19 protein-coding genes are annotated in these 22,418 nt (G+C 65.9%); 7 read left to right on the top strand and 12 right to left on the bottom strand.

Annotated features, from left to right (window positions below):
• Positions 1 to 84 precede the first annotated feature (84 nt).
• The 4 genes from A9995_RS13015 to A9995_RS13000 are packed head-to-tail and all read left to right on the top strand — an operon-like array spanning position 85 to position 4,072.
• Complete coding sequence (locus A9995_RS13015) at positions 85 to 1,455, top strand: amidohydrolase (RefSeq protein ID WP_067613717.1); 1,371 nt, start codon at positions 85 to 87, stop codon at positions 1,453 to 1,455.
• Entirely contained in the window at positions 1,452 to 2,822 is a 1,371-nt protein-coding gene (locus tag A9995_RS13010; protein WP_067613715.1) for an amidohydrolase family protein, read from the top strand. The genes A9995_RS13015 and A9995_RS13010 overlap by 4 nt, the downstream gene beginning before the upstream one ends.
• Before the next feature lie 13 nt (positions 2,823 to 2,835).
• Positions 2,836 to 3,327: an FKBP-type peptidyl-prolyl cis-trans isomerase gene (locus tag A9995_RS13005; RefSeq protein ID WP_067613713.1), complete on the top strand. Its 492-nt coding sequence runs from the start codon at positions 2,836 to 2,838 to the stop codon at positions 3,325 to 3,327.
• Positions 3,328 to 3,352: 25 nt separating this feature from the next.
• Positions 3,353 to 4,072 (top strand): NnrU family protein, encoded by a 720-nt coding sequence (locus A9995_RS13000; protein ID WP_067613711.1) that lies wholly within the window; start codon positions 3,353 to 3,355, stop codon positions 4,070 to 4,072.
• Positions 4,073 to 4,102: 30 nt separating this feature from the next.
• On the opposite strand, the gene A9995_RS12995 is transcribed toward A9995_RS13000, so the two are convergent.
• The 7 genes from A9995_RS12995 to rpe form a co-directional block, all read right to left on the bottom strand.
• On the bottom strand, positions 4,103 to 4,900 hold the full coding sequence (locus tag A9995_RS12995; RefSeq protein WP_067613709.1) for a crotonase/enoyl-CoA hydratase family protein: 798 nt from the start codon (positions 4,898 to 4,900) through the stop codon (positions 4,103 to 4,105).
• A 4-nt stretch (positions 4,901 to 4,904) separates the two neighbouring features.
• Positions 4,905 to 6,827, bottom strand: a complete 1,923-nt coding sequence (dxs, locus tag A9995_RS12990; RefSeq protein ID WP_067613707.1) for a 1-deoxy-D-xylulose-5-phosphate synthase — start codon at positions 6,825 to 6,827, stop codon at positions 4,905 to 4,907.
• 77 nt (positions 6,828 to 6,904) lie between these two features.
• Positions 6,905 to 7,372, bottom strand: a complete 468-nt coding sequence (locus A9995_RS12985) for a Fur family transcriptional regulator (RefSeq protein WP_067613705.1) — start codon at positions 7,370 to 7,372, stop codon at positions 6,905 to 6,907.
• Positions 7,373 to 7,419: 47 nt separating this feature from the next.
• Positions 7,420 to 8,094: a peptide-methionine (S)-S-oxide reductase MsrA gene (msrA, locus tag A9995_RS12980; RefSeq protein ID WP_082992716.1), complete on the bottom strand. Its 675-nt coding sequence runs from the start codon at positions 8,092 to 8,094 to the stop codon at positions 7,420 to 7,422.
• 214 nt (positions 8,095 to 8,308) lie between these two features.
• Positions 8,309 to 9,898, bottom strand: coding sequence for a bifunctional phosphoribosylaminoimidazolecarboxamide formyltransferase/IMP cyclohydrolase (gene purH, locus A9995_RS12975; RefSeq protein WP_067613701.1), 1,590 nt, complete (start codon positions 9,896 to 9,898; stop codon positions 8,309 to 8,311).
• A 5-nt stretch (positions 9,899 to 9,903) separates the two neighbouring features.
• Positions 9,904 to 11,841, bottom strand: a complete 1,938-nt coding sequence (locus A9995_RS12970) for a heparinase II/III family protein (RefSeq protein ID WP_082992715.1) — start codon at positions 11,839 to 11,841, stop codon at positions 9,904 to 9,906.
• Positions 11,841 to 12,500, bottom strand: a complete 660-nt coding sequence (gene rpe, locus A9995_RS12965; protein WP_067613889.1) for a ribulose-phosphate 3-epimerase — start codon at positions 12,498 to 12,500, stop codon at positions 11,841 to 11,843. The genes A9995_RS12970 and rpe overlap by 1 nt, the downstream gene beginning before the upstream one ends.
• Positions 12,501 to 12,770: 270 nt before the next feature.
• On the opposite strand from rpe, the gene A9995_RS12960 reads away from it, so the two are divergent.
• Entirely contained in the window at positions 12,771 to 13,262 is a 492-nt protein-coding gene (locus A9995_RS12960) for a DUF2141 domain-containing protein (RefSeq protein ID WP_067613699.1), read from the top strand.
• 24 nt (positions 13,263 to 13,286) lie between these two features.
• On the opposite strand, the gene A9995_RS12955 is transcribed toward A9995_RS12960, so the two are convergent.
• From A9995_RS12955 to A9995_RS12935, 5 genes are all read right to left on the bottom strand, one after another.
• Positions 13,287 to 14,186, bottom strand: coding sequence for a hypothetical protein (locus tag A9995_RS12955; protein ID WP_369815851.1), 900 nt, complete (start codon positions 14,184 to 14,186; stop codon positions 13,287 to 13,289).
• Positions 14,183 to 15,283: a diacylglycerol kinase family protein gene (locus tag A9995_RS12950; protein WP_067613695.1), complete on the bottom strand. Its 1,101-nt coding sequence runs from the start codon at positions 15,281 to 15,283 to the stop codon at positions 14,183 to 14,185. The genes A9995_RS12955 and A9995_RS12950 overlap by 4 nt, the downstream gene beginning before the upstream one ends.
• Before the next feature lie 211 nt (positions 15,284 to 15,494).
• Positions 15,495 to 17,411 carry a hypothetical protein gene (locus tag A9995_RS12945; protein ID WP_067613693.1) on the bottom strand — a complete coding sequence of 639 codons (1,917 nt, stop codon included), beginning with the start codon at positions 17,409 to 17,411 and terminating at the stop codon, positions 15,495 to 15,497.
• A gap of 230 nt (positions 17,412 to 17,641) precedes the next feature.
• Positions 17,642 to 18,397, bottom strand: coding sequence for an anti-sigma factor domain-containing protein (locus A9995_RS12940; RefSeq protein WP_067613691.1), 756 nt, complete (start codon positions 18,395 to 18,397; stop codon positions 17,642 to 17,644).
• Entirely contained in the window at positions 18,390 to 18,941 is a 552-nt protein-coding gene (locus A9995_RS12935) for a sigma-70 family RNA polymerase sigma factor (protein ID WP_067613887.1), read from the bottom strand. The genes A9995_RS12940 and A9995_RS12935 overlap by 8 nt, the downstream gene beginning before the upstream one ends.
• A 326-nt stretch (positions 18,942 to 19,267) precedes the next feature.
• Here A9995_RS12935 and A9995_RS12930 point away from each other — a divergent pair, with 326 nt between their 5' ends.
• The gene (locus A9995_RS12930) at positions 19,268 to 20,617 is read left to right on the top strand and encodes a site-specific integrase (RefSeq protein WP_067613688.1); all 1,350 of its coding nucleotides are present in this window, start codon (positions 19,268 to 19,270) and stop codon (positions 20,615 to 20,617) included.
• Between the two features lie 700 nt (positions 20,618 to 21,317).
• Positions 21,318 to 22,418 (top strand): N-6 DNA methylase (locus A9995_RS12925; protein WP_145916955.1); only part of this gene is annotated, 1,101 nt, incomplete at its 3' end.

Genomic DNA, 22,418 nt, shown 5'->3' with positions numbered 1-22,418 from the left:
GCAGCCAAACATGAGGCCGGGGCGCAAATGCTCCGGCCTCTTCAAATTCCGCTACGACAGCACGATGACGAAACGAGGGGCAATATGAGACTTCCAGCCAAATTCGCGGCGTGCATTCTGGCGAGCAGCGCGCTCGCCGCCTGCGCCACCACCGATGGTGCCGACCGCAGCAGGACATCGTCCAGCGCGGCGGCCGAGATCGGTACACCCTACGCCTCGACCTACCGTCCCTATCCCGGGCGCCCGACGGCGCTGGTCGGCGCGACCGTGTTCGACGGCACGGGCGGCCGGATCGACAATGGCACGGTGCTGTTCCGCGAGGGCAAGGTGGTCGCGGTGGGCGATTCATCGCTCTCGACCGAGGGCTACGACCGGATCGATGCCAACGGCAAGTTCGTGACCCCCGGGGTCATCGACATCCACTCGCACCTCGGCAATTATCCCACCCCCAGCGTCGACGCGCATTCCGACGGCAACGAGGCGACCAGCCCGACCACCCCTGAAGTCTGGGCCGAACATTCGGTCTGGCCGCAGGATCCCGGCTTTTCGCGCGCGCTTGCCAATGGCGGCGTGACCAGCCTGCAGATCCTGCCCGGCTCGGCCAACCTGACCGGTGGACGCACGGTGACGCTCAAGAACGTCGCGGCGCGGACCGTGCAGGGGATGAAGTTCCCCGGCGCGCCCTATGGCATGAAGATGGCCTGCGGCGAGAACCCCAAGCGGGTCTACGGCAGCAGGGGGAGGATCCCGTCCACCCGCATGGGCAATTTCGCGGTAAACCGGCAGATGTGGCTCGATGCCAAGGCTTATGACGGCGAAAAACGCGATCTCGGCAAAGAAACCCTCAAGGGCGTGCTCGACGGCGACATCCTGGTCCACAACCACTGCTACCGCGCCGACGAGATGGCGCTGGTAATGGATATGGCCGAGGAGATGGGCTACAAGGTCACGGCCTTCCACCACGCGGTCGAGGCCTACAAGATCGGCGACCTGCTGCGCGAGAACGACGTCTGCAGCGCGATCTGGGCCGATTGGTACGGCTTCAAGATGGAAGCCTATGATGGCATCCTCGAGAACGCCGCGCTGCTCAACCAGGCCGGCGCCTGCGTGGTCATCCACTCCGACGATGCCAATGGGATCCAGCGATTGAACCAGGAGGCCGGCAAGGCGCAGGCCGCCGGACGGCGAATGGGGATGGAAATTTCCGATGGCGACGTGATCGGCTGGATCACCCTCAACGCCGCCAAGGCGATGGGCATCGCCGACCAGACCGGCAGCCTCGAAACCGGCAAGATGGCGGATGTGGTGCTGTGGAACGGCGATCCGCTGTCGGTCTATTCAAGGCCCGAGAAGGTCTGGATCGACGGTGCGCTGATGTTCGACGCGCTCGATCGCAAACGCCGACCGGTGAGCGATTTCGAGCTTGGCCAGCCCGGTGAAGGAGACGTCAAATGATCAAGCGCACCCTTCTTGCCGCGGTTGCCGCCTGTGCCATCGCCGTCCCCGCCGCCGCGCAGGATTTCACCATCACCAACGCTACGGTCGCCACCGGCGATGGCAGCGAGCCGATCGAGAACGGCCATGTCGTCGTGCGCGGCGGCAGGGTCGTGTCGGTGGGAGCCGGAGCGCCGGCTGCGGGCGGAACCGCGATCGACGCCGAAGGCCGCTGGGTCACCCCCGGCCTCTTCGCCACGGTCACCACGCTCGGCCTGTCGGATGTCGGCGCGGTCAGCGAGTCGAACGATACGCAGGCGGGCAGTTCGCCCTTCAGCGCTGCGCTCGATGCGGCGCCGGCGATCAACCCCAGTTCGCAACACATCCTCGTCCATCGCGCCGCAGGCGTGACGCGCGCCGCCAGCGTGACCATGCCGGCGAGCTCGATCTTCGGCGGCCAGGGGGCGATCATCGATCTCGGCGCCGATCCGCAGGCGGTGGTTCGTCCGCGCGCCTTCCAGGTCGTCGCGCTGGGCGAGAGCGGGGCGCGGCTCGCGGGCGGCAGCCGCACCGCGACGCATGCGCTGCTGCGCAATGCGCTGCGCGAGGCAACCCGGTTCGGCGAGGACGCCAGCATCCCCGGTCGCGCCTCGCGCGCCGCCGATGTCCGCACTGGCGACGACCTGCCGATCGATCCGCGAATGACCGGCGATGACGCGGCTCGCGGCGACGATGTCCTGCTCACCCGGTTCGACGCGGCCGCGCTGGTCCCCGTCGTACGCGGCGAACAGCCGCTCTATGTCTCGGTCGAACGGGCTTCGGATATTCGCAGCGTGCTCGCGCTGCGCAGCGAGTTTCCCGGTCTCGACCTCGTGCTCGTCGGCGCCAGCGAAGGTTGGCTGGTCGCGAACGAGATCGCCGCTTCGGGCGTCCCGGTGATCGCCGACGGTCTCGACGATCTGCCGCAGAGCTTCGAAGAGCTCGGCAGCACGCAGTCGAACATCGGTCGCATGGTCGCCGCCGGGGTCAAGGTGGCGATCAACGCCGCCGCGATGGAGAACCCGCGCAATCTCAACCAATATGCCGGCAATCTCGTCGCGCTGTCGCGACTGCCCGGCGCCTCCGGACTGAGCTGGGGCCAAGCATTTGCCGCGATCAGCTCGATCCCCGCCGAGATCAGCGGCATGGGCGGGCGCGCCGGCGTGCTCGCGCCCAATGCCGCTGGCGATGTGGTGATCTGGGACGGCGATCCGCTCGAGCTTGGCGCGATGCCGGTGCGGGTGTTCATCGACGGGGTCGAGCAGCCGCTCGACAATCACCAGAGCCGCCTCAAGGAACGCTATCGCGATCTCGACGAAAGCGATCTGCCCAAGGCCTACGACTGGTAAGGATCTGAACGAGATGCGGAGCACACTTATCGCGCTGGGCGCGGCCTTTGCGGCGGTCGGCTTCTATGCCGCAACCGCGCAAGACGAAGCGCCCGGTCGCTCCAACGACCTGGCCTGGCATAGCGCGCAGCAGGCCTATCTTGGCGGGCTCGATGCCGCGGACGGCTGGCAATGGATGGAAGGCGGTTTGCACTGGCGATTGCTCGATGGCGACCGGAGCGGCGAGCGCCCGACCGTTGCCGACAAGGTCACCGTCTATTACGAGGGCCGCTTCATCGACGGAGCGGTGTTCGACAGCTCCTACGAACGCGGCGAACCCGCCACCTTCCCGCTCGGGCGGCTGATTCCCGGCTGGCAGGTTGCGATCCCCGAGATGGGCGTGGGCGATACGATCGAGATCGCGGTTCCCGCAGATCTGGGTTATGGTCCCGTCGGCAAGGGACCGATTCCAGGTGGAGCGACGCTGCTTTTCAAGGTCGAACTGATCGGGATCGAGGGACGCTAGACGAACCAGACGAAGGGGGAAGGCGATGGGCGGCGAGCTTGGGATGTCGGGCGCAGGCGGCGGGGCTCTTGACCCTGCACTGATCGAGCTGATCGCTGCCAGCCTCGCCTTCGTCGGCACGCATTTCGCGATGTCGCACCCGCTGCGCCCGTGGCTGATGAAGCTCGGGCAGAACGGCTTTATGCTGGCCTACTCGCTCGTCAGCCTCGCGACCTTCGTCTGGATGGTCACGGCCTTCAAGGCTGCCCCTCCCGGCGACCTTGGCGGCAGCGGCGAGATCGGTTGGCTGCTCTCGTCTCTCATCACCCTGCCCGCGCTGGTCCTGTTCGCAGGCTCGCTCACTCCCGGCAATCCGGCGATGCCGACCCCGGGCGCCGCCGCAGCGGCGCGTGCCGCGCCGACCGGGGTCTTCCTCGTCACCCGGCATCCGATGATGTGGAGCTTCGCTCTGTGGGCGGTGTCGCACATCGTGCTGTGGTGGAGCTGGCGTACCAATGTCATCGGGCTGGCGATCCTCACCCTCGCGCTGCTGGGCGCGCATCTGCAGGATCGCAAGAAACGCACGCTGATGGGCGAGGACTGGAAGGCCTGGGAAGCGCACACCGGCTATTGGCCGCGCTGGAGCCGGCTGGGCGCGGCGGGTGCGAAGATATGGATCGCGGCGCTCGTACTCTGGGCGCTGCTGACCTGGGTGCACCTGCCGCTGGCGGGGATACCCGCCGGCTTGTGGCGCTGGATCGGCTAGGGCGCTGGATCGGCTAGTTCAGCCCCTCGATTAGCGGCCCTTGAAGTCCGGCGCGCGCTTTTCGATCAGCGCGTCGACGCCTTCCATGTGATCCTCGGTCAGATGCATCAGCGCCTGCGTGTTGGCCGCCATCTCGAGCGCGGTGTCGTAGCTGGTCTCGCGTCCCTGCCGCATCAGGTTCTTGGCGTGACGCAAAGCGTGCGGGGGCATCGCGGCGATCTTGCCGGCCAGCGTCCCGGCTTCGTCCATCAGCGCTTCGGCTTCGACCACCCGGCTGACCAGACCCCAGGCGCAGGCGGTCTCGGCGTCGATCACCTCGCCGGTGTAGAACAGTTCGGAAGCGCGCGCCTCGCCGATGATGCGTGGCAACAACCAGGTGCCGCCATCGCCGGGGATGATCCCCAGCTTGAGGAAGGTCACCCCGAACTTCGCCTTGCTCGAGGCGATGCGGATATCGCCAAGGCAGGCGAGATCGCAGCCCAGCCCAATCGCGGGGCCGTTGACCGCCGCGATCAGCGGCACGCGCAGACCGTAGAGCGCGCGCAGGATGCGGTGGATGTTGTTGCGATAATTGTCCGACAGGCCCGGCGCGGTGCCCCCGAAGGAGCCGCTGCGCTCCTTCATCGCCTTGATGTCGCCCCCGGCCGAGAATGCCCGTCCGGCGCCGGTCAGGATAACGCAACGGACATCGAGATCGCGGTCGATCGCATCGCAGGCGGCAACGAAGGCATCGCCATCGCCCGCTGCACCCAGCGGATTCATCGTCTCGGCGCGGTCGATCGTCAGGGTTACGACATGGCCCGCGCGCTCGACCTTGAGCAGACCCATCGGCTCAGGCTCGCGCTTCTTCGACGCCGGTGCTGTTATGCTGCAGCGCGCTCAGGACCTTTTCGACGATATGCGGGGCGTTGAGCCCGGCTTCGTCATATTGCGTGGTCGGGTCGTTCTGGTCCTGGAACATATCGGGCAGCCGCATCGTGCGAATCCGCAACCCGCTGTCGGTCAGCCCGGTGTCGCTGGCATGGGTGAGGACATGCGCGCCGAGACCGCCCACCGCGCCCTCTTCGACCGTGACCACCACATCGTGGCTACGCATCAGCCGGTCGATCAGTTCGGTGTCGAGCGGCTTGGCGAAGCGCATGTCCGCCACGGTGGTGGACAGACCGCGGGCATCGAGCTGGTCGGCCGCCTTCATCGCTTCCGCAAGCCGCGCTCCAAGCGAGAGAATTGCTACTTTGGTGCCCTCGCGGACGATCCGGCCCTTGCCGATTGCGAGCTTCTCAAGCGTCTCCGGCAGGTCGACGCCCACGCCATTGCCGCGCGGATAGCGGAAGGCGATCGGGCCGTCGTCGTACTCGGCGGCGGTGTAGGTCATGTGGGCCAGTTCGGCCTCGTCGGCCGCGGCCATCACGACGAAATTGGGCAGCGTGCACAGATAGGTGACATCGAAGCTGCCCGCATGGGTGGCACCGTCGGCGCCGACCAGCCCGGCACGGTCGATCGCGAAGCGCACCGGCAGGTTCTGGATCGCGACATCGTGGACCACCTGATCGTAGGCGCGCTGAAGGAAGGTCGAATAGATCGCGGCAAAGGGGCGCATCCCCTGCGCGGCGAGGCCGGCGGCGAAAGTCACCCCGTGCTGCTCGGCAATCCCGACATCGAAGGTGCGGTCGGGATGCGCGGCGGCGAAGCGGTCGATCCCGGTACCGCCCGGCATGGCGGCGGTAATCGCGCAAATCCGCGGATCGCTCTCGGCCAGCCTGGAAAGCGTGTCGCCGAAGACGTTCTGATAGGCGGGCGGACCCTTGGCGGACTTCGCCTTCTCGCCGGTGACGACATCGAATTTGGGTACGCCGTGATATTTGTCGGCGCTGTTCTCGGCCGGGGCATAGCCCTTGCCCTTCTGGGTCACGACATGGACCAGCACCGGACCCTGGTCGCTATCGCGGACATTCTCGAGAACGGGGATCAGATGGTCGAGATTGTGGCCGTCGATCGGGCCGACGTAATAGAAGCCCAGCTCCTCGAACAATGTCCCGCCGGTGACCATGCCGCGGGTGAATTCCTCGGCCTTCTCGAGGCTGGAATGAACCCGGCGGCTCATTTTGCGCGCGACTTTCGAGGCCAGGCTGCGCAGGCCGAGATATTCGCTGCTCGAGACCATTCGCGCCAGATAGGCCGACAATCCGCCAACCGGGGGCGCGATCGACATGTCGTTGTCGTTGAGGATCACCACCAGGCGATTTCCCGCCTGCTCGGCGTTGTTCATCGCCTCGTAGGCCATCCCAGCGCTCATCGCACCATCGCCGATCACCGCGATGCCGCGACCATTCTGGCCCTGCATCTTGTTGGCCATGGCGAAACCCAGCGCCGCGCTGATCGAGGTCGAGCTGTGCGCCGCACCGAAGGGATCGTATTCACTTTCGGAGCGCTTGGTGAAACCCGAGAGCCCGCCGCCCTGACGCAGCGTGCGAATCCGGTCGCGGCGACCGGTCAGGATCTTGTGCGGATAGCACTGGTGGCCGACATCCCAGACCAGCCGGTCACTCGGCGTGTCGAAGACGTAATGGATCGCCACCGTGAGCTCGACCACGCCGAGCCCGGAGCCCAGATGACCCCCGGTCGAGCCGACCGCGTCGATCACCTCGTCGCGCAATTCGTCGGACAGCTGGCGCAATTGTTCTTTGCCGAGTTTGCGAAGGTCGACAGGCAAATCGACGGTATCAAGCAGCGGCGTCTGGGGTTTCTGACTCATAGGACCATAGCCTTACACAGGCTTTTCGAGCCTGTCGATGAACGCGATATCGCCGGGAACATTCAGACGATTGCCGCTCAGGCGGCGCAGCTTTGGCACAAGCCCCGCAGCTCGACTACCGGGCGCACTGCGGCGAAACCGGCATCCTGCCCGGCCGCACGCAGCGCATCGGTCACGCGGCGATCGTCGAGATGGCTGGCTTTCCCGCAATCGTCGCAGATCAGGAAGATGCAATCGTGGCGGCATCCGGGGTGGGTGTTGACCAGATAGGCGTTCGCGCTTTCGATCCGGTTGGCGAGATTGGTACGCACGAACAGATCGAGGATGCGATAGACGCTGTTGGGCGCGACCCGCTTGCCGCGCGAGGCCGAAAGATTGTCGGCGATGTCGTAGGCAGACGCCGGGCGATCGTGGCGCGCGAGCTCTTCGAACACCGAGGCACGCATCCCGGTCCATTGTTCGCCCGCCTCGGTCAGCGTGCGCTGCGCGGCGGCGGCGAGATCCTCGCCCGAATGCTCGGCGTGCTGGTGTATCTTGGTTGCCATCCCACCGAGGTAAGCCGGGTGATGCGCGCTTGCAAGCTGGCGGGGGTTCAGCCTGGTTTGAACTCGGAGCGATAGACGCCCGGATACAGCCGCTTGAGCGCCGCCAGCTTGGGCACATCCCAGCGCACGACATAGGGATGACGCGGGTTGCGAAGCGCGAAATCCTGATGCGTGGCTTCGGCGGGGTAGAAAGTCTTGGCCGCGGCGACCGGGGTGACAATCGGAGCGTCCCATTTGCCGCTACGCTTCATCTGCGCGAGATAGGCGGTGGCGACCCGGCGCTGCTCGGCGGTCAGCGGCACCAGCTCCGCGTTGTAATGCGGGCCGCGATCGGGACCCTGGCGATCCTTGAGCGTCGGATCGGCGATGACCGAGAAGAAGACCCGCAGCAGCTGGTCGTAACGGATCACCTTGGGATCGTAGACCACCTTCACCGCCTCGACATGATCGGTGATGCCGCTCGATACGAGATTGTAGGAGGCCTGGCGTTTGGTGCCGCCATGATAGCCGGACACCGCGCTCTGGACGCCCTCTACATGGCTGAAAACCGCCTCGACGGTCCAGAAACAACCACCCGCGAAGATTGCGGTCTGCAGACCGGAGCCTTCTTCCGCCACCCGCGCCGCCTGGGGTGCAGCGACCACGCTGGCGGCTGCGACGACGGGTTGCTGACACGCCGAAATGGCGAAAATCAGGGCGGCGGCGGGGAGTATTTTTTTCAAGATTACGCGAGTGCGCTTGTGAGGGTTGCGCTCATCTCAGGGTTGTTCAACGCCACTGCGAGGCCGCCGATGAGGAAGCCGAGCGCGAAGTTCACGTAGAGATTTCTGGAGGAGAGGGTCATGGCGGGGTCTTTCTGTTGTGTGTTCCATCCCGGCCTAGCGCCCCCGACTTTGCCGTTCGCTTAATGCCCATGTCGTGCGCCGTTCAGGCAATTCAATGGCGGAAGTGGCGCATCCCGGTGAAGACCATCGCCAGACCGGCGGCGTCGGCGGCGGCGATGACCTCGTCGTCGCGGATCGAGCCGCCCGGCTGGATGACCGCGCTGGCGCCGGCCTCGACCGCAGCGAGCAGCCCGTCCGCGAATGGGAAGAACGCGTCCGAGGCGACCGCCGAACCCTGCGTGCGCGGCTGCGCCCAGCCGTAGGTTTCAGCCGCTTCGCGCGCCTTCAACGCCGCGATCCGCGCCGAATCGCGGCGGTTCATCTGGCCGGCGCCAATGCCCGCGGTCGCGCCATCCTTCGCATAGACGATCGCGTTCGACTTGACGTGCTTGGCCACAGTCCAGGCAAACAGGCAGTCGGCGAGTTCCTGTTCGGTCGGTGCGCGCTTCGTCACCACCTTGAGCTGCGCCGCGGTGATCGCACCGTCGTCGCGCGACTGCAGCAGCGCGCCGCCGGCGATGGTGCGAAGCATCATCCCGCCGCGCGCCGGGTCGGGCAGATCGCCGGTGAGGATCAGCCGCAAATTCTTTTTCTTCGCGAACACCGCCTTGGCCGCATCGTCGGCAGCGGGCGCGCAGACGACTTCGGTGAAAATCTCGCCGATCGCTTCGGCGGTGGGGCCGTCAAGCGGGCGGTTGACCGCGATGATCCCGCCGAAGGCCGAGACGCTGTCGCATTGCAGCGCGGCATTATAGGCCTCGATCAGGGTATCACCGCTCGCCACGCCGCACGGGTTGGCGTGCTTGACGATCACCACGGTGGGCGGCCCGTCACGGAATTCGGCGACCAGCTCGAGCGCGGCATCGGCATCGTTGAGATTGTTGAACGACAGCTCCTTGCCCTGCACCTGCTGATGATCGGCGAGCGAACCATTGGGCGCGAAGGCAGGCAGGTAGAGCGCCGCCTTCTGGTGCGGGTTCTCGCCATAGCGCAGCGCCTGGCCCTTGCGGAACGGCACGGTGATCCGTTCGGGGAACATCTCGCCCTGATCGGCGAGCGCGAACCAGCTGGCGATCATCGAATCATATTCGGCGGTGGCGGCATAGGCCCTGGCGGCCATGCGACGGCGAAACTCGAGCCCGGTGGCGCCATCGCGCGCGTCGAGTTCGGCGCTCAGCGCGTCGTAATCGGCAGGATCGGTGACGATGGTGACGAAGGCGTGGTTCTTCGCTGCCGAGCGGATCATGCTCGGCCCGCCGATATCGATGTTCCCGATTATCTCGGGCCGCTCGGCGCCCTTGGCGACGGTGGCGGCGAAGGGGTAGAGATTGACCACCACCAGATCGATCGCGCCGATCCCGTGAGCCTGCATCGCGGCGGCGTGTTCGGGATTGTCGCGCACCGCGAGCAGCCCGCCATGGACCTTGGGGTGCAGCGTCTTGACCCTCCCGTCCATCATCTCGGGAAATTCGGTCAGGTCGGAAATGTCGCGCACCTCCAGCCCCGCCTCGCGCAGCGCCTTGGCGGTACCGCCGGTCGAGACCAGCTCGACCCCGCGCTGCGCCAGCGCGCGGCCCAATTCGACCAATCCACTCTTGTCGGACACCGACAGCAGCGCCCGTTCGATTTTCACTTCGCTCAACGCAATTACCCCATTTGTTTGAGCAGCCAGGGGAAATGTCCCCCGCTGCGCGATGCAAGGCCCTCGACGACCAGTTGCTGGATCGGTTGCGGGCGACCCTGCCCATCGACCCACAGGCTTTCCTCGATCGCGAGCTCGCTGTCCTCGCCGCCCAGCCGCAGCTGCCAATAGCTGCCATCGGGAAGCGCGAGCCCGGCACCGCGACGGTCTTCGGACAGCCCCAGTTCGATCCCGGGGCCGATGTGGAAGCGGATCGCGAACCCGATCTTGCCGCGCTGGCCGCGCTTGCCCGCCGGATCGAGGACATCCTCGCCGCGCAATTCGCGGCCATCCTCGGACAGCACGAGGATCCGGCGGTGGATCAGCGCGAAGCGCGAGGCGTAGCCATCGTGGCAGGCTTCGAGCCTGGTGCCCTTGCGCCCCGGCTGGCCGTTGCGACGGGCGGGCTGTTCGATCACCGCGCGGGTGATGTCGACTTCCTCGACCCCCTTGCCGATCTCGCCCTTGATCAGGACCGCGGTGGAATTGGCATCGTCGAGGACCAGTGTGGAATGCGCTGCGGTGGCGCGCAGCCCCTGCTCGATCCGCGCTGGTACCTGCCCCCCGGCAAGCGCGGCGCCGCCGCAATTGACGATGATGCGGTGTTGCCCTTGCGAAAATTCGAACGCCAGCGTCGAGGCGCAGCCGAACCGCGCATGGCGGCGGCGCGGCGGCGGCGCGGCATCGAACTGGAGCACCGATTTGCCGTGCGCGACATGCTGGTAGCCCCATTGGCGCATGTCCTTGCCGGGGCGTGCGCGCACTCCGCTGGCTCCGACCAGCGCGGCGAGCGTGGCGGCGGAGGTCGCGCCCGCGCCCTGCCACGAGCCCAGCCCGCCATCACCGTGGCGCAGCGCCAGCAGCGGCGGCAACAGCATCGCCAGCATGGTGTCGAGCGCGCGCGGCGGGGTGCGTTTGACCGCTTCGTAGCAGGCGCGCAGATCGATCAGCAGCGCGATCGCATCCATCTGCGCCAGCGGGCTGCGCGACAGCATCCCGCCATCGTCGCTGACCGCTTCGCCGAGCGCGCGCAACAGCCCGGCCTCGCCGAACAACCGCCGCGGGCGACCATCGGGGAGCAACAGCCCGGCGGCAACAATCGCGCACCAGCCGGTCAGCGCGCCCAGCCCGTCCTCGGCGCGTTCGACATGGCGATCGAGCCAGCGCGCGGTGGCGGCGATCGCTTCGAGCACGCGCGGGCGCAGCCGCTCATTCGCGCCCGACAGCACCAGCGGGGCATGGACCAGCCACGCCAGCAGCCGCTGCCCGGCGCATTCGACGGTCCAGGCCGGACCGCGACCGATATGGGCGAAATGCGCGCCCAGATCGGCCACCGCGCCGCCGCTGCGGGGCGGGGCATTGGCATCGAGCCAGGCGAGAATGACGCGTTCCGCCGCGGGGACGCCCTGTTCGCGCGAGGCCGCGCACGACAGGTCGCGCAGCCAGGAAAAGCCGTGGACGACGCGCGCAAAGGGCGGGGTCAGCCGCGCGGACGAGCTGAAATCCATCTGCGCGATCGGCGCGCGAACGCCATGGACGAGGAAATGGCCCGAGCGCAGCGCCATACCCGCGGCGCGGTCGCCCGCGAGCGGCGATTCGACGGTGGCGAGCAGGCGCAATCTGGCGGGCTTGCGGAACGGCGCGGCGAGCAGCGCGCCGGGCACGCCGATGCGATAGGCCCAGCGCAGCGCCGCATCGACCGGACCCGTTGCGACCGGGGCGAAATCGGCCAGCGCCAGCGCGCGCGAATTGTCGAGCGGGGGGGTTTCGGTGAGCGTCGCGTCATCCGCGGGGAGCGCGGTGGGTTCTTCATCGGTGCCAAGCGGGAAGATACTGCCCGCGCTCGGCCCGGCGCCCTGCTCGTGCTCGTGCGAGCGCTTGAGCGTGCGCAGGCCGTCGTCCATCAGGCGCCCTTCAGCGCGGCGATGTTCGCCGCGTAGCGATCGGGCCCGCCCGTGAAGGTTGCGGAGCCAGCAACCAGCACATCGGCGCCGGCTTCGACGCACTGGCGCGCGGTCTCGGGATTGACCCCGCCATCGACCTCGAGATGAATCGCGCGCCCGGTGGCGTCGATGCGGCGGCGGATCGCCTCGACCTTGGCCAGCTGCGAGGAGATGAAGCTCTGCCCGCCGAAGCCGGGGTTGACGCTCATCACCAGCACCAGATCGACCAGGTCCATCAGATTGTCGAGCACCTCGACCGGGGTGCCCGGGTTGAGCACCACGCCCGCCTTCTTGCCAAGCCCGCGGATCGCCTGCAGCGTGCGGTGGATATGCGGCCCGGCCTCGGGATGGACGGTGATGTGATCGGCGCCCGCTTCGGCGAAGGCTTCGAGATAGCTGTCGATCGGCGCGATCATCAGATGGACGTCGAAGGGCTTGGTACTGTGCGGACGCAGCGCCTTGATCACCTGCGGGCCAATGGTGATATTGGGGACGAAATGGCCGTCCATCACATCGACATGAATCCAGTCCGCACCGGCCGCGTCGATCGCGCGCACCTCTTCGCCCAGCCGGGCGAAATCGGCGGAAAGGATGGAGGGGGCAATCAGAGGTGTGGTCATGGGCATGGTGGGACCGTGGCGAGGGTCGACGTGGCGGCGTTACCGGGGTGACAGTGCGGTTAACAAGGCGGTGGCCATGTGTTTTCCCCGGTTCGCGGAAGACCTGTGCCGCTGCGGGACACTCCCTGCACTGGCCCCGCACCCGCCCGGCACCCGCCCGGCACCCGCCCGGCAACCGCAACGCGTGTCAATTCAGCCGCAATTCAGGGCCAAAGGCCCACAACAGATGCAAATCGGGAGGCTGCGCCTCCGGCAATTCGGACAATCGACATGAACAGGACTTTCATCGCCCTTGGCGGAACGCTTGCCCTCGCGCTTGGCGCGACCGCGGTTACCGCGCAGGCGCAGTACCGCCAGACCATTCCAAACAACCCGGCGCAATGCGCCGCAGGGGCAGGCCCCTCGGTCATGGTGACGATCAACGGCGTCTCGCAGAGCCGCGGCACCATGCGGATCCAGAGCTATCGCGCGACCGACCGCGACTGGCTGAACAAGGGCCGCTGGATCAACCGCATCGAGATGCCGGCGCGCGCCGGCACGATGCGGGTCTGCGTCCCGCTGCCCGCATCAGGCCATTACGGGATCGCGGTGCGCCACGACGTCAACAACAACGGCAAGACCGATCTGTCGACCGATGGCGGCGCGATGTCGAACAACCCCAGCATCAACATCTTCAATCTGGGCAAGCCGAGCTATAAGAAGGTCGGCTTCGATGTCGGCAGCGGCGTCGAGCGGATCACGATCAACATGCGCTACATGTGATCGCGAATTGGCTGCGGGTCGATCCTAGCCGCGTCGGCTGCTCCGAGCGCGCCACAATTCCCATGCCGCGCCGGGCATCGCCAGCAGCGGGTGTTTTTCTCGGAACGGCGTGACTTCCAGCTTCAGCCCGGTGTGCCGCTCTAGCTTCCACGCGCCATAGGCCGCCGCGCCCTCGAAGGTCGCGGTCGCCTTGGCGAGACGGAGGATGTTGAGCGGCTTGCCCGCGCGGCGGCGCAGGCGCCACCAGCGCAGCAAGCTACGGCGTTCGGACGCGGAGAGCTGCGGGCGCAGGCGTTCGCCCTCGCGCTCGAACCCGAGCCCCTGCGCCTCCCACGCCAAAGCAAGCAACCCTGCGAAATGCGCCGGATTGGCCGAGAGGATCGACTCCTCGCGACCCGGCTGCTCGATCCGGAATTCGGCGCGGTAGGTGGCGCGAAACAGCGCGCGCCAATAGTCCTGCGCGGGGCCCTGTGCGGGGCCCAGCGCGGCTGCGAGCCGCGCGGCGGTCTGCGCTGCTTCGGCGAGCGCGGCGAGCGTCTGCGTGCGGGCAGGCTGGTCGGCAGACCAGACCAGCGCGGAGGGCTGGACGAAGCGCGCCCAGATCGTGGTGTCGTGCGAGCGCCCTGCTGCGGCGCGGGCGAATTGCTCGAGCGACATGGTGGCGATTTTCGCGCGCAACGTCGCGCCGCCGTGCGCCCATTCGCGATAGCTTACCCGCGGCCAGATCCGCTCGCGCTGAGGGCCGGGCAGCAGCAGGTAGAAATCGAGCACCCCCTCGAGCGAACCCCTGCGCAGGTTGGAGCCGTAGAACAGCACCGCGCTGGCACCCGCCTCCTCGGCCAGCATTCGCGCAAAGGCGAGCACCTCGGGGCGCGCCGTGGTCTCGGCCATGGCGGCGATGCGGGCTGGGAGCGTCGCGCTCACGCGGTGACGAAGGTGAGTTCCGGCCCCTGCGAGACGAGGTAGCTGCCCGCCGGGAAGGCCTCGCCGTCGAGGATGAACTGGTCGTCGACGATCATTTCGAAAGCGTCGGCGGCGCCCTGATGCAGCCCGGCCCGCTCCAGCCAGCGTGGCTGCCAGCCGGCGAGGATCGCGGGCAGGCAAGCCATCAGGCGGCGTCCGGGGCGATCCATGACCGCGAAGCGGAGCCCGTCTCGCGCAGGCACCCCGTCACGCGCCGGATCGCGCGCCGGATCGCTGGACGGGCCGAAAGGCTTGATCCCCAGCGGCAGGCGGCGCAGCGTCGATGCCAGCAGCACCTCGCGGCGCGCCGGATCGCCATGCCCCGAATGCGGCAGATTCCGCCCCTCAGGGAGCAGCCGCAGGTCCATCCCCACGCCGCGACGCCAGGGATTGCGGTCGGTCCCGAACACCACCTGGAGCACGCCCCAGGCAGTGGTCATGCCCACCGCGAGACTGTCGAAAAAGCCGAAACTGTGCGCGTCCTGCCCCGCGCGGACTCCCAGCGTGTAAGCGCCCGCACCGAGGATGAACCCGCGCAGCGGCGCGCTGCGCCCGTCGAGCGCGGCGACCTCGAGGGGGCGCCTCGTAACGGTGGTGCCGCCGGTAAACGCATCGATCGCATCGCGCAGCGTCCAGTCCGCCGGCGCACCGAGATCGACGTTGAGCGCATTGGTCTTGCCCTTGGGCAGGACCGCCAGCAGCGGCCACTCGTCGCCGAACACCGCATAGCCGCAGGTCAGCACATCGCGCACCGTGCCGTCGCCGCCGTTGATGATCAGATAGTCGATCCCGCCCGAGGCGAAATCGGCCAGCGCGGCGGCGATCTGGCTGCGCTTTTCGGGCGTCGCCACCATCACGTGATGGCGCTCGCCCAGCGCCAGGTCCTGGCCCTGGTTGCGGTGGCTGCGCGGGTTGTAGATCACCCCGATCCGCGCGCGGCGCGAAGTCAGCCGCCGCGAATCCGAACGCCGCGGACGCCCCGCAGCCTGCACCGTACCTGGCCGCAACCCCGGCTTGGGGGTGGGCAGATCGGCGAATTCGTAAATCGAGCTGTTCATACGCGCCTCGACGCTTAACCTTCCCGCTGGCTTGTGGGCTCGCCATATAGGCGCACCATAGGCCATTGCGAGGCAGTTTGTAATCGAATCGTCACGAGCGGTTTTTGAAATCGTCCGCTTCGCCCGGACGGGCGACGAAAAAGAGGGCAGGGCATGATGCCCCGCCCCCTCCTTCCTGGTCCGCAGGAATTCCCTCGAACCGGTGCGCGGCTTACCAGGAAGCCTGGAAACCGGCGCGCGCGCCGACCTCGCCCGAGTCGAAGCCGACCCCGATACCACCGGTCACCGCGGTGCTTTCGCTGACCCGCAGACCGAAGGATGCCGAGCCGGCAACGCGGTCGTTGTAATAGCCGAACCCACCGGCCACGCCGAAGGTCTTGCCCGGCATGATGACCGGCGATTCCATCGCCAGGGCGAGCGCCACGCCTTCATTGGCGCGGCGGGCCTGGGTGTTGTTCTCGGCTGCCAGATCGAACAGCACGCTCTGACGATCCTGGAGGTCGAAGATGGCGGCGGAATTGCCCGCGATCATCATCGAATTGCCCATGATCGCGGTGCTGTTGGTCTGTACCGCGGAGAAGCTCGCGAGGTTGCTCAGCCCGGCGGAGGAACTGACCCCCAGCGTGCCGTTGGCATCCGCGGTGACAACCGCGATCGGGCCGATCTGCGAGGTGCTGCTGGCGCCCAGCGAGGCGACCACGACCTGGCCGTCATTGGTCGCGGTGGCGCCATTGCCGATCGCCACCGAGTTCACACCCGAGGCGACCGCCAGATTGCCCATGGCAATCGAACCGTCGCCGCTCGCGGTGGCGCCTTCGCCGACCGAAACCGAGCGGACGCCCGATGCGGTGGCAAGATGCCCAAGCGCGGTGGCCCGCTCGGCGGTGGCATTGGCACGCCAGCCGTAGGCGGTGGCACCGGCACCGATTGCCGAAGACTGGCCGCCGACCACCGTGGTCGAAGGCCCGCTGGCTACCGTCGAGAAGCCGGTAGCGCCATCGCGATTGCCGCCGATGGCGATCGAATCGCCGCCGGTTGCCTGCGCGGTGTTGCCGATGGCCACGGAGTTGTCACCCGAGGCGACAGAATCCTCGCCGCCGGCAAAGCTCTGGTCGCCCGAGGCGGTGGACTGGTGGCCGACCGCGGTGCCCATTTCGCCGGTGGCCCGCGCCTGCCAGCCGAGCGCGGTCGAGCCGGGGGTGTTGGCAAGGCTTTCGCCGCCCAGCGCCGTGGTCGAGTTTCCTATCGCCATGGCATCTGCGCCGAGCGCCAGTGCATCGACGCCGTCGGCGACGGCACCGTCGCCATCACCATCCGCATCGCTGCCGATGGCAATGGCCCCGACCTGCCGTGCTTCGGAGTCGCTGCCGAGCGCGATGCCGGCATCGTCGGTTGCCAGTGCGCCGAAAGCGCCGCCGTCGGTGTTGCCGCCGATGGCAATCCCGCCACGGCCAAGCGCTGCGGCAGCTTCACCCATCGAGGTTGATGCGAAGCCTCCCGATTGCGCGAGATGGCCGATCGCAGTGGACCGTTCGCCGGTCGCCAGTGCCTGCCAGCCGAACGCGCTCGAACCCGGGTTCATCGCCACGCTCTCGCCACCAACGGCCGTCGTCGAATTGCCCATGGCGACAGCGGTATCGCCGACAGCCAATGCGTCGACGCCGTTGGCGATCGATTCATTGCCGATCGCGGTGCTGAAATCGGTCTGTGCATCGGCGTTCTCGCCGACTGCGGTGGAGCGGACGCCCTGCGCGGTGGCCAGGTGACCCAGCGCGGTTGCGCGTTCGGCATCGGCCACGGCGCGCCAGCCAAGCGCGGTGGCACCGGGGCCGCTGGCGAGGCTTTCGCCGCCAATCGCGGTCGTCGAGGGGCCGGTGGCGGTGGCGGGAGCGGCGCCCGCGTCGTCGCTGCCCACGGCGACGGCATCGACACCATCGGCGATGGCGCCATTGCCGACCGCGGTCGCGCCCGGTGCGGTCGCGGTTGCATCGGTACCGCACTCGGTCGCGTTAACAGCGGAATCATTGCATTCAGGGGTCGGATCGGCCTGCGCGGGAGAGGCGATGGCGAACATGGCGGTACCCGCCAGCAGTGTTGCCGCAAGGCGGCCGTTGGTTGTGATGATCATAGTGCTTTCTTTCCTTATGGACCAGAAAGCCGATCGACGCGGGACATCCCCTCCCCAGCAGGGTCCTCGGCAGACCATGCTGCGCGAAACCCCGCGGGTCTCGGCTGCCTTCCTTTGCGGAAGGCGTGCACAGCTACCCCGCAGGTGCCGCAGTGGATGCAGGACCCGAAAAAATTGTTTCAGTTAGAAAGCAGGTGTCTGAAAGTTCGAGGTATTTATCGCCTCAAAGCTCAGACGCGGTCGAGCTCTCCGACCAGCAGGATGGGCAGGGTCGGGGTCTCGTGACGAACGCCGCTGTCTTCCTCGAAGGTGACCGCAAGCGAAGCGCCTCCGACCAGCAGGGCGCTTTCCGCCGCCGAGAGATCGCGCTGGAACCGGCCGCTCTGCGGGATCGCGCCCAGCGATACGGGTGCGCCGCCCGCGGGGATGACCCACAGTTCGGGAGTCTGGCCCGGTGCGGCCTCGAGCCCGGCGATGGTGAGCGCCAGCCTGCGGTTCTCGACATCGACGACGCTCGCCAGCCGGCGCTCGGTCTCGGGATCCTGCAATTGGGCGATCAGCTGCTCGGCGGGCGCGGCGGCGATATCGGGGGCGACGACATCCGCCGGGCGCGGCGTGATCAGGAACAGCGCCAGCGCAGCGGTAGCCATGGCTCCGCCGGCGACGAGCGCCGCCAAACTCCAGTTCGACGCGCGGCGGGCCGCAAGGGGCACCGCATTGTCTGTGGCGGCGTCGGCGGCGGCGCTCTCCGCATCGAGCCGCGCCTCGATGCCGCGCCAGACCGAGGCGGAAGGCCGATACTCGCCCGCCTGTTCGGCCATCGCGGCGAAGCGGTGTTCCCACCATTCGACCGCCTCGGCAAAGCTGCGATCGGCCAGCAGGTCGCGCTGCGCCGAGGCAAGTTCGCCGCCCTCGAGCACGCCGAGCGCATATTCGCCGGCCCGGATGAAGGGATCGGTCGCTGCGGGGTCGGTTGCGTCAGCCACCCAGGCAACCCTTCAGCCCGGCGAGCCCGCGCCTGATCCAGCTTTTCATCGTGCCCAGCGGGACATCGAGCCGGTTCGCGAGTTCGGAATGGCTGAAGCCGTCGAAGAAGGCGAGCTTGATCGAGCGGCGATGGTCGGACTGCAATTCCTCGAGGCAGCGCGCCAGTGCCGCGCTGTCTTCGCTCGCACACAGCCAGTCGTCGGCGGGCAGCACGGTCTCGTCGGCCACCTCGGGCAGTTCGTCGCCCGCCAGCTCGGCGCTGCGGCTTTCGCGGCGCAGATCGTTGAGCGCGGTGTTGCGGGCGATGGTGCACAGCCAGGTGATCGGGCTGCCCTTGGCGGGATCGAACCTGCCTGCGCGTCGCCAGGCTTTGACATAGACTTCCTGCAGCAGGTCCTCGGCGCGCTCGCGGCCGCGTACGATCCGCACGATGGTGGCGAACAGCTTGGCCGATGTCATGTCATAGACGGTGTGAAGCGCAGCACGATCGCCCGCAGCGACCCCGGTCATGGCTTCGACAAGTTGCGATCGGCGATCGGACATCGTGCTCCCCTGCCCCAGGGGCTGGAGCGAAGCCGGGGCGGTGTCAATCGCAACATCGCGAAAAACCAACGACATAAGAGAACCGCGCAGGACAGGAAAAGCTGGTGCACCCGACAGGATTCGAACCTGTGACCTCTGCCTTCGGAGCTTGTTTAAGGACCTATCCGAAATGCACGATAGGGTACGCCAGAGCACGATATCCGACTGTAATTACTAGACTTTTCTGATCGTCTCTCCGAAACCTCTATCCGAGAATACGCCTTGGTTTCCGTCCGCGTGCTTGCGTGGTGCTTACGTGAAATCCGGGCTCGGCAGGGAACAGGAGCATGGCGAAACTCACCAAACGGTTTGTGGAAGCGGTCGCGCCGCAGAGCAAGGGCCACGTTGTCTGGGATGATGAATTCCCAGGCTTCGGCCTGCGTGTCTATCCCTCTGGCAAGCGCAGCTACATCGTCCAGTACCGGTCGCGAGGACGATCCCGCCGCTATACTATCGGCCTTCATGGCCTGTGGACACCGGAAACCGCGCGCCGCGAGGCGAAGGCCCTGCTCGGGCGGGCAGCGCATGGCGGTGATCCTGCGGAAGAACGGGAAGAAGAGCGCAGAGCGCTCACCATCAAGCAGCTTTGCGAGCAGTACATCGCAGATATGGAAGCCGGACTCATTCTTGGCAAAGGCGGTCGCCCCAAAAAGGAAACAACCATCGCGACCGATGTGGGCCGCCTCCGGCGGCATATCGTTCCCCTTCTCGGAACCCGGCGCGTGCGAGACATCGCCAAGCCGGACATGAACAATCTCATGAAGGACATCATCGCTGGTAACACGCGCGTCACGGTGAAAACCGAAAAGCTCCGCGGCAAGGCGATTGTACGTGGCGGCGCGGGCACTGCGATCCGAACGATGGGGCTATTGGGCGGCGTCTTCTCCTATGCGGTCGAGGCGGGCATAATCGAACACAACCCGACACACGGACTGCGCAAACCGAAGTACAAGGTTCGGGACCGGCGGCTCAGCGAATCCGAGTATCGGACGCTGGGCGACATTCTCCGGCAGGGGTGCCGAAGCAACCAACTCCGGATACACGCTGACATCCTCAGGCTCATCGCGCTGACAGGCTGTCGGCGCGGTGAAATTGTCAACCTCAAGTGGAGCGCTGTCGATCTCGAAGGAAGCTGCCTGCGTCTGGCCGACAGCAAGGAAGGCGCGACGGTTCGCCCCGTGGGATTGCCGGTCGTGGAATATCTGGAGAAGGAACGCCCGCACCGGACGGGAACCTATGTCTTTCCCGGCCAGGACATCGACAATGCAGTTGGTAATTTCCCCCAAAGCTGGAAGAAGCTCTTCAAGGACACGCCCCTCTGGGATGTGACGCCCCACGTATTGCGGCACAGCTTCGCCAGCATGGCCAACGATCTTGGTTTCACCGAAATCACGATCGCCGCACTCATCGGCCACGCCAAGGGATCGGTGACCAGCAAATATGTCCACACCCTCGACTCCACGCTGATCATGGCTGCAGATACGGTCGCTGGTTATGTAAAGGCCCTTCTGGAAGGTGCAGAGTTCAGGCGCAACACCTACACACTGGATCGGCAATCCCGGCAGAGCGCGATCGAGCAGATGCTCATTGAATCGAGGCCGACCTCGCAGCACACCGCGCGTCTTCACCGCGCATAAAACGAAGAGAGTTTACGCAGAACATAGGGCATGATACCCGTTCTAAATCACAGATAGGGTACACTACCCTTTTTTTGGAGATTTCTGCTGCGCTACGTGACCACATCTGTTGCAACGAAACTGACAGGCCTTTCGACGGAAAAGCTTCGAGAGTGGACCAGTCGGCGCGACCTTATATCCGCTGATGTGCGGCCCAAGCAGAAGGGTTCGCCCGCCAAGTTCAGTTGGCAAACGGTCCTGGTGTTACGGATCGCTGTGTTGCTGCGCGAACGTTTTAATCTGGAGCTACAAGCCCATAAAGCGTCGTTTACTCAGCTTCGGCGGGATCTGGGCAATCGGTCTTTCATATCATTGTGGGGCGCGAAGCTTGTCCTGAGCCCTGACGGCTGGACGCTCATAGAGGCAGGGGGCTCCCTGCCTTCCGGTGACATTCTGCTTATCCAAGTAGATCCACATTTGCATGTTCTGCGAGATGGATTTGCACTGCCCGACCCCGCAACAGCACAAGGACAGTTCGATCTCTTCTCCCTACCGAATCTTTACCGAACTAACCACACTGCCAAAGCAGGCGAAACGGACCGGAGGCGGTCTGTATGAACGCGTACCGTTGGTCAGGCCGCATTCAATATACAAGACCTTTGCAAGCACTCTTTGTTCTTGATATGTTCTCTAATGAGTTATCGTCAGAAGAGAGGTTTCTGTGAGCGCGGAGTCGGTCCATAACTGGCTGGAAAGGCTTGGCTATAATGCCGAGCCTGCAGTCTTGCACCGTCGCGGACAGGAGGTTCCGGAAACCCATCCTTACGCTCTCGAACTCAAGACTCTCCTTAAGCCGGATGGGGCAATTCGGGCACAGGCAGTTTTCGACGTCGAAGGCGTGCCGACAGTTGTGTTCGTCGGTGACGATAGCAAACCTCTTTCGACGCAAGCGCTTGACGAAGCCCGCAAGCGCATCTGGAATCAGAATCTGGCCACCGTTGTGATCGAGTTGAAAGGTGAGGAGGCTCTCGCACTTCCAGCTCGAAAGCTACCCAATGCTGGCGAGCGATTTTCATTAAGTGACGCCCGACCGGATGGGCCTTTTTCCGCTCTTGATATAGCCTCAGCCAACGTTACCCGGCGTGTGCCAAATTGGTTTGACGTCAGGGCGAGAGTTGACCGCAAATTACTCGCCAATCTCTCCACAATAGTTTCGAAATTAGCGGAGCATGGCTTTTCCGCATCTTCGACGGAGCACGATCTTCGGCATTTGGCTGAGCTGCTCATGGGTCAAGTGCTTTTCGTCTCTTACCTCGAACACCGCGAGATCGTGGGAGCCACTTATCGCGATCGACGCCAGGTGAAGCAATTGCACGACTTGGTTAAGGCAGGCGCCCGAAAAGGACTGCGAACTCTGATTGATTCATTGAGGTCAGACTTTAACGGCGATTTCCTGGGTGAAGATCGCCACAATCCTTGGACCGCATTGGCGGATGACGGTTTTGACCTTATCAATCGGTTCCTTCGCCGCACCGACATGAACACCGGCCAAGGTGACTTCTGGAACTACGACTTCAGCTATATCCCTGTTGAGCTGCTTTCTGGACTGTATGAGTCCTTTCTTACTGACGAGCAGCAAGCCAAGGACGGCGCCTATTATACGCCACGTCATTTGGCGATGCTCGCCGTCGATCAGGCCTTCGTGAACTCGTCGGATCCGCTATCGGAAACGATTTTCGATGGTGCTTGTGGTTCAGGTATCCTTCTTACCACAGCTTATCGCCGCCTAATCGCCCTGTCAGAAGCACGGGCTGGGCGGCAA

The organism is Erythrobacter sp. QSSC1-22B, assembly GCF_001678665.1.
Classification (GTDB): Bacteria; Pseudomonadota; Alphaproteobacteria; order Sphingomonadales; family Sphingomonadaceae; genus Qipengyuania.
This window is presented reverse-complemented; position numbering and strand designations above follow the sequence as displayed.

What these genes read in the sequence shown, in the direction of transcription:
- A9995_RS12930 (WP_067613688.1), top strand. Translation starts at nt 19,268, where the DNA reads ATGGCGAAACTCACCAAACGGTTTGTGGAAGCGGTCGCGCCGCAGAGC.
- A9995_RS12960 (WP_067613699.1), top strand. Translation starts at nt 12,771, where the DNA reads ATGAACAGGACTTTCATCGCCCTTGGCGGAACGCTTGCCCTCGCGCTT.
- A9995_RS13005 (WP_067613713.1), top strand. Translation starts at nt 2,836, where the DNA reads ATGCGGAGCACACTTATCGCGCTGGGCGCGGCCTTTGCGGCGGTCGGC.
- A9995_RS13010 (WP_067613715.1), top strand. Translation starts at nt 1,452, where the DNA reads ATGATCAAGCGCACCCTTCTTGCCGCGGTTGCCGCCTGTGCCATCGCC.
- A9995_RS12970 (WP_082992715.1), bottom strand. Translation starts at nt 11,841, where the DNA reads ATGGACGACGGCCTGCGCACGCTCAAGCGCTCGCACGAGCACGAGCAG.
- A9995_RS12935 (WP_067613887.1), bottom strand. Translation starts at nt 18,941, where the DNA reads ATGTCCGATCGCCGATCGCAACTTGTCGAAGCCATGACCGGGGTCGCT.
- A9995_RS12945 (WP_067613693.1), bottom strand. Translation starts at nt 17,411, where the DNA reads ATGATCATCACAACCAACGGCCGCCTTGCGGCAACACTGCTGGCGGGT.
- rpe (WP_067613889.1), bottom strand. Translation starts at nt 12,500, where the DNA reads ATGACCACACCTCTGATTGCCCCCTCCATCCTTTCCGCCGATTTCGCC.
- dxs (WP_067613707.1), bottom strand. Translation starts at nt 6,827, where the DNA reads ATGAGTCAGAAACCCCAGACGCCGCTGCTTGATACCGTCGATTTGCCT.
- A9995_RS13015 (WP_067613717.1), top strand. Translation starts at nt 85, where the DNA reads ATGAGACTTCCAGCCAAATTCGCGGCGTGCATTCTGGCGAGCAGCGCG.
- A9995_RS12995 (WP_067613709.1), bottom strand. Translation starts at nt 4,900, where the DNA reads ATGGGTCTGCTCAAGGTCGAGCGCGCGGGCCATGTCGTAACCCTGACG.
- A9995_RS12950 (WP_067613695.1), bottom strand. Translation starts at nt 15,283, where the DNA reads ATGAACAGCTCGATTTACGAATTCGCCGATCTGCCCACCCCCAAGCCG.
- A9995_RS12985 (WP_067613705.1), bottom strand. Translation starts at nt 7,372, where the DNA reads ATGGCAACCAAGATACACCAGCACGCCGAGCATTCGGGCGAGGATCTC.
- A9995_RS13000 (WP_067613711.1), top strand. Translation starts at nt 3,353, where the DNA reads ATGGGCGGCGAGCTTGGGATGTCGGGCGCAGGCGGCGGGGCTCTTGAC.